At 71.0% G+C, this 6,119-nt stretch carries 6 protein-coding genes; 3 read left to right on the plus strand and 3 right to left on the minus strand.

Features of this window, described 5'->3' with window-relative positions:
* The first annotated feature begins 142 nt into the window (after nt 1-142).
* A complete protein-coding gene (locus B1729_RS19880; protein WP_163634543.1) occupies nt 143-1,213 on the plus strand; it encodes an LLM class flavin-dependent oxidoreductase in 1,071 nt (356 codons plus the stop codon).
* An 18-nt stretch (nt 1,214-1,231) separates the two neighbouring features.
* On the opposite strand, the gene B1729_RS19885 is transcribed toward B1729_RS19880, so the two are convergent.
* Complete coding sequence (locus B1729_RS19885; protein WP_163634545.1) at nt 1,232-1,675, minus strand: pyridoxamine 5'-phosphate oxidase family protein; 444 nt, start codon at nt 1,673-1,675, stop codon at nt 1,232-1,234.
* Entirely contained in the window at nt 1,672-2,655 is a 984-nt protein-coding gene (gene pheA / locus B1729_RS19890) for a prephenate dehydratase (protein WP_163634547.1), read from the minus strand. Before pheA ends, B1729_RS19885 begins: the two co-directional genes overlap by 4 nt.
* Nucleotides 2,656-2,905: 250 nt before the next feature.
* Here pheA and pgm point away from each other — a divergent pair, with 250 nt between their 5' ends.
* Entirely contained in the window at nt 2,906-4,549 is a 1,644-nt protein-coding gene (gene pgm / locus B1729_RS19895; protein WP_163634549.1) for a phosphoglucomutase (alpha-D-glucose-1,6-bisphosphate-dependent), read from the plus strand.
* Between the two features lie 158 nt (nt 4,550-4,707).
* On the opposite strand, the gene B1729_RS19900 is transcribed toward pgm, so the two are convergent.
* Complete coding sequence (locus B1729_RS19900) at nt 4,708-4,989, minus strand: GlsB/YeaQ/YmgE family stress response membrane protein (protein WP_163620767.1); 282 nt, start codon at nt 4,987-4,989, stop codon at nt 4,708-4,710.
* Nucleotides 4,990-5,167: 178 nt separating this feature from the next.
* Here B1729_RS19900 and B1729_RS19905 point away from each other — a divergent pair, with 178 nt between their 5' ends.
* Nucleotides 5,168-6,082, plus strand: a complete 915-nt coding sequence (locus B1729_RS19905) for a PmoA family protein (RefSeq protein ID WP_163634551.1) — start codon at nt 5,168-5,170, stop codon at nt 6,080-6,082.
* Nucleotides 6,083-6,119 lie beyond the last annotated feature (37 nt).

Here is a 6,119-nt window from a genome sequence, read left to right on the forward strand (position 1 = left end):
CCGGTCGTTGAGCGCGCGAGGAACGAGCGAGACGGACGCCCAGAACACGGCACTGACCGTGGACCCCGCGCGTTTCGTCTCGCTTCGCTCGCTCAACGACCGGAAGGAATAGAGCTGATGCCGCAGCGGGTTGTCGAAGGGGATGAGTACCGCCATATCCACCCCGGCCCTGTCCGTCCTCGACCTCGTCCCGGTGCGCACCGGCCAGACGAGCGCGCAGGCGGTCGCGGCATCCCTGTCCGTCGTCGACGCCGCTGATCGGCTGGGCTACCGCCGTTACTGGTTCGCCGAGCACCACAACATGCCCGCGGTGGCCTCGACGACGCCACCCGTACTGGCGGCGGCCGCAGCGGCACGGACCTCGCGCATCCGCCTCGGCTCGGGCGGCGTCATGCTGCCGAACCACTCTCCGCTCGTGGTCGCCGAGCAGTTCGCGGCGCTCGAAGCGCTGGCTCCGGGCCGCATCGACCTCGGTCTGGGCCGCGCGCCGGGGTCGGACCCGGTCATCACGCAGCTGCTGCGCCAGAGCGGCACCACGAGCGACGTCGAGCGCTTCCCCGACCACGTGCGCGACATCATGTCGCTCGTCGCCCCGGACGGCGCCTCGCTGCGCTTCACGTCGGGCGGCACCTACGACGTTCACGCGACTCCCGCGGCGACCACGACGCCCGAGGTGTGGCTGCTCGGCTCCAGCGACTACTCGGCGCAGCTGGCGGCATCCCTCGGCCTGCCGTACGTCTTCGCCAACCACTTCTCCGGCGAGGGACTCGAGCGCGCGCTCGACCTGTACCGGACGGCGTTCGTCCCGTCCGAGACTCTCGCCGCGCCCCGCACCTTCCTCACCGCCAACGTGCTCGTCGCCCCGACGGCCGAGGAGGCCGAGGCCCGCGCCCTGCCGAACCTGCGCATGACCGCGCGCCTGCGCACCAACAAGCCCCTCGTCGCGCTCGAGACCGTGGAGCAGTCGATCGCCGGGGCGGCCGACTTCGCCGGCCTCGGCGAGACGTTCATGGCGTCGGCCCGGGCGAAGTGGTTCGTCGGCACCGCCCCGGCCGTGGCATCCGATCTGCGATCCTTCGCCGCCCGGCACGAGGTCGACGAGGTCATGATCTCGCCGATCGCCGGTTCGTACGAGAACGAGCCGATGGATGCCGCCCCCGGCCGCCTGCAGACGCTCGAGCTGCTCGCCGCCGAGCTCGGCCTCGCGTCCTGACGCGCGGGGTGAGCCTGGTTACCAGGCGACGAGCTTGTGCGGGGTGACCTCGATGAGCACCGAGTAGCGCTCGGCCATGGTTGCGGTCGTGAGCCCCAGACGCTGCAGCCATGCGTCGTACTTCGCCGTGTACGCGTCGCCGATGCGCTCGACCCACGCGCTCGAGGGCTCCGCAGAGATCGCGGCCGTACCGCGCAGCACGGTGAGCTGCTCGCCGTCGGCGCCCGCTTCCAGGTGCAGGAGAACCCGGTCGTTCGCGCGGAGATTGCGGACCTTCACCGTCTCGGGCTCGCTCATGATCAGCGCGCGCCCGTCGCGCCACAGGAACCAGATGGGCACGGCGTGCGGGTAGCCGTCGCGGCCGATCGTTCCGAACCAGGCGACCTGCTCGGTCTCGAGGCGTCGGAGCGCGCGGGCGTGGACGTCGTTCGCGGGGTCGAAGGCGAACGCCGCCGCGGTCACTCCTGCACCTCGGGCTCACCCGAGATCAGGCCGCGCAGCCAGTCGCGCGCCTCGACGAAAACGTCGTCGGCGTACCGCTCCGGGTAGCGGACGACAGCGCGGTCCGCGCGCGGGTACGACCCCAGGAACGTGACGCGCGGGCTGAAGCGACGCAGCCCGAGGAGGGCGTCGGCCATGCGCTCGTCTTCGAGGTGCCCATCGGCATCCACCACGAAGCGGTACCGACCGAGCTCGTCGCCGATCGGGCGGGAGGCCAGCAGCGACAGGTTGATGCCGCGCGTCGCGAACTGCTCGAGCATCTCGAGCAGGGCGCCGGGGTGGTCGTCGGGCAGCTCGACGATGAGCGAGGTCTTGTCGGCACCGGTCGGCGGCGGCGGCACGACGGTGCGGCTCACGAGAACGAAGCGGGTGACCGCGTTGGGGTTGTCGCCGATGTTCGAGGCGAGCAGCTCGAGCTCGTGGTGCTCGAGGATGCCGGGCGGCGCGATCGCGGCATCCGCGTCACTGGATCCATCGAGAAGGCTCATCGCACTGGCGACGTTGCTGGCCGCGGGCACATGGGCGTGGGCCGGCAGCGCGTCCGAGAGCCACCGCAGGCACTGCGCATAGGCGACGGGATGCGCCGCGATGAGCGACACGTCCTCGAGCCGCGCGCCCGGTCGCCCGACCAGCATGAACTCGACCGGCACGAGGTACTCCCCCACGATCCGCAGGCCGGGCACCGTCGCGAGGGCATCCTGCGCGGTCGACACACCGCCGTCGACGGAGTTCTCGATCGCGATCATCGCGGCGTCGGAGCGGCCCTCGACGACGTCGGCGAGCGCCTCGCCGACGTTGCGGACCGGCCGCCACTCGTGGCCGCGCGCCTCGGGCACCTGGGCGAGCGCCGCCTCGGTGAACGTGCCCGCCGGGCCCAGATAGCTGTAGGTACGGCGGGTGGGAACGGATGCCTCGGCGGAGGCGACGACCTCGGAAGTCACGCGTGCCAGCCTAGCCCGGGCCGTGCGGGCCGGTCCCGCAGCCCGCCGCGTCGGCATCACATCCCGTAACGGGCGCAGGATCGCCGGCGCCGGCCGCGTTCGCAATTCAGGCAGACCACCCCGGATGGGCCGATTCCGCCGCCTCACGGGCGTGTCTGCCTGAGTCATGCGCACCCCCAGCCGCATAAGAAACACCCGTATTGCGTCAAGCCCGTGCGAGCACAGGCCCGCGACAGGCAGACTGGGACGCATGAGTCGCGCAGGACAGCCCGCCGAAGCATCCGATCTCGTCGACATCGATGAGGTGATCTCCGCCTACTACGACATCACCCCGGATCCCGCGGTGCCCGAGCAACGCGTGGCGTTCGGCACCAGCGGCCATCGCGGCTCGTCGCTGACGGGCAGCTTCAACGAGACCCACATCCTCGCCACGACCCAGGCGATCGTCGACTACCGCCGGGCGCAGGGCATCGAGGGGCCCCTCTTCCTGGGCCGCGACACGCACGGCCTGTCGCTTCCCGCCGAGCGCAGCGCCATCGAGGTGCTGGTCGCCAACGGCATCGACGTGCGCGTCGACGCCCGCGACTCCTGGGTGCCGACTCCCGCGCTCAGCCACGCCATCCTCACGTACAACCGCGGGAAGGATGCCGCCGACCCGAGCCGCTCGGACGGCATCGTGGTGACCCCGAGCCACAACCCGCCCCGCGACGGCGGCTTCAAGTACAACCCGCCGAACGGCGGACCGGCCGACACGGACGCGACCGGCTGGATCGCCGACCGGGCGAACGAGCTCATCGCCGCGAACCTCGAGGGCGTGGCGCGCACGCCGTTCCGCGACCTCGACGCCGACACGCTCGGCGAGTACGACTTCCGCGACGCCTACGTGCGCGACCTGTCGAACATCATCGACGTCGAGGCGATCCGCCGCGCCGGCGTGCGCATCGGGGCCGACCCGCTGGGCGGCGCCTCGGTCGAGTACTGGGCCCTGATCGCGGAGGTGCACGGTCTCGACCTCACGGTCGTGAACCCCGACGTCGACCCGACGTGGCGGTTCATGACTCTCGACTGGGACGAGAAGATCCGCATGGACCCGTCGTCGCCGTCCGCGATGGCGGGCCTGATCGGCCGCCGCGACGAGTACGACATCCTCACCGGCAACGACGCCGATGCTGACCGCCACGGCATCGTCACGCCCGACGCGGGGCTGATGAACCCCAACCATTACCTCGCCGTCGCGATCGACTACCTGTACTCGCACCGCCCGGAATGGCCGGCGGATGCCGCGATCGGCAAGACGCTCGTCAGCTCGATGATCATCGACCGCGTGGCCGCGTCGCTGGGGCGCGAGCTGCTCGAGGTGCCGGTCGGCTTCAAGTGGTTCGTCCCCGGCCTTCTCGACGGCTCGGTGGCGTTCGGCGGCGAGGAGTCGGCGGGCGCGTCGTTCCTGCGCCGCGACGGGAGCGTCTGGACGACCGACAAGGACGGCATCCTGCTGTGCCTCCTCGCTGCCGAGATCCTGGCGGTGACCGGCAAGACGCCGTCGCAGCGCTACGCGCAGCTCGAGGCCGAGTTCGGCGCCTCGGCCTACCAGCGCGTTGATGCTCCGGCATCCCCCGCGCAGAAGGCCGCGCTCGGAAAGCTCGCGCCGGAGGCGGTGACGGCGACCGACCTCGCCGGCGAGCCCATCACCGCGAAGCTGTCGCATGCGCCCGGCAACAGGGCCGCGATCGGCGGTCTCAAGGTGCAGACCGAGCACGCATGGTTCGCCGCGCGCCCTTCGGGCACCGAGGACGTCTACAAGCTCTACGCCGAGTCGCTCCGCGGCCCCGGGCACCTGGCGCAGGTGCAGGCCGAGGCGCGCGAGGTGGTGTCGCAGGCGCTCGCCGGCGCCTGACCCCCTGGTCGTTGAGCGAGCGAGGCACGAGCGAGACGAAACGGGCCCGACCCGCGTAGGGTCGGGCGCATTTCGGTACGCCCTCAGACAGACGAATCGCCCGAACCCACGCGAGGGACGCGTGGGTTCGGGCGACGTGCGTCAGGCCCGGGAGCCTGTCAGGAGCGCGTGACGCCCCGGCGACGCGTGAACAGGACGTACAGTCCGAGCACGATGATCGATCCGAGGATGGATCCGATGATTCCCGCCGGCTGCAGGAAGCCGCCGTTCGGGTCGCTGCCGAAGATCAGGAAGCCGAGGAAGCCGCCGACGAACGAGCCGATGATTCCGAGCACGATGGTCAGCAGGATACCCATGCTCTGCTTGCCGGGGATGACGGCGCGAGCGATGAGGCCGGCGATGAGGCCGATGAGGATCAGGCCAAGAATTGTCCAGAGCATTGTTTCTCCTTCGTCTCGTGGACACTGCGGGGGGTGCGGTGTCTCGGGTGAGATGTCACGACGCTAGCGCCCATCCGAATCGCCATGCTCCCCCTACCGCCGCGGCGCGAAAAGCGCTATACGCGCGCCGCGCGCCCGCCGGGAAGCGTTTTCCTGGAATCTGCGACACAATGAACGGGTGCCCGATCTGACGCTCCGCCTCGATGAGGCCGACCTCACCGTGACCTTCGCCGGCGTGGACATCGCCCGCTACGCCTTCGCCCCCGGAGGTGCACCGTCGGAAGGGCCGAAGCCGTTCCTGCACCCCGTCCGCGCGCTCGACGGCGCACCGCTCACGGCCTACCGGCCGTGGGACCACCGCTGGCACAAGGGTCTGCAGATGACGTGGACCCACGTGTCGGGACAGAACTTCTGGGGCGGCAACACCTATCGCCCCGAACACGGCGACTACGCCCTGCTCGACAATGTCGGCCGCATGCGCCACGACGGGTTCGCGGCGATGACCGCGGAGGGACCCGAGGTGTCGTTCACCGAAGACCTCACCTGGATCACGGCGGACGGCGAAGACTGGGTCGCCGAGACGCGGACCCACCGCTTCCACGGCGTCGACGCCGCGCGCGGCCTGTGGATTCTCGACTTCTCGACGACGCTGCGCAACGTCTCGGGGCGGGACCTCGAGTTCGGAAGCCCGACCACGCAGGGCCGCCCGAACGCCGGCTACACCGGCTACGTGATCCGGATGCCGCGCGCCTGGACCGGCGGCCGTGTGCTGGCGGGCGGGTTACCCGACGACGCCGGTGCCGACGCGGTGATGGGCCTCGAAAGCCCGTGGGTCGCCGTGTCAGGATCGCACGACGAGTACGACGGCGGAGGCACGGTGCTCGCGTTCGCCGGGACCTCGTCCGGCGGGCCGGCGATCCGGTGGTTCGTGCGCAGCGAGCCCTTCCCGATCCTCGCGCCCTCCCCCTCGTTCAACGAGCACATCGTGCTCGCGCCGGGGGCCGACCTCTCGCTCGCGCACCGGCACGTCTTCGGCGACCGCATCTGGACCCCCGAGGAAACGCGGGCCTTCGCGGTCGATCTCGCGCCCTGACGCGCGCCGAGGTCTCCGCCGGGTGCAGGCGTTTCGT

Source organism: Microbacterium sp. B35-04 (assembly GCF_010634885.1).
In the GTDB taxonomy this organism is placed as follows: domain Bacteria; phylum Actinomycetota; class Actinomycetes; order Actinomycetales; family Microbacteriaceae; genus Microbacterium.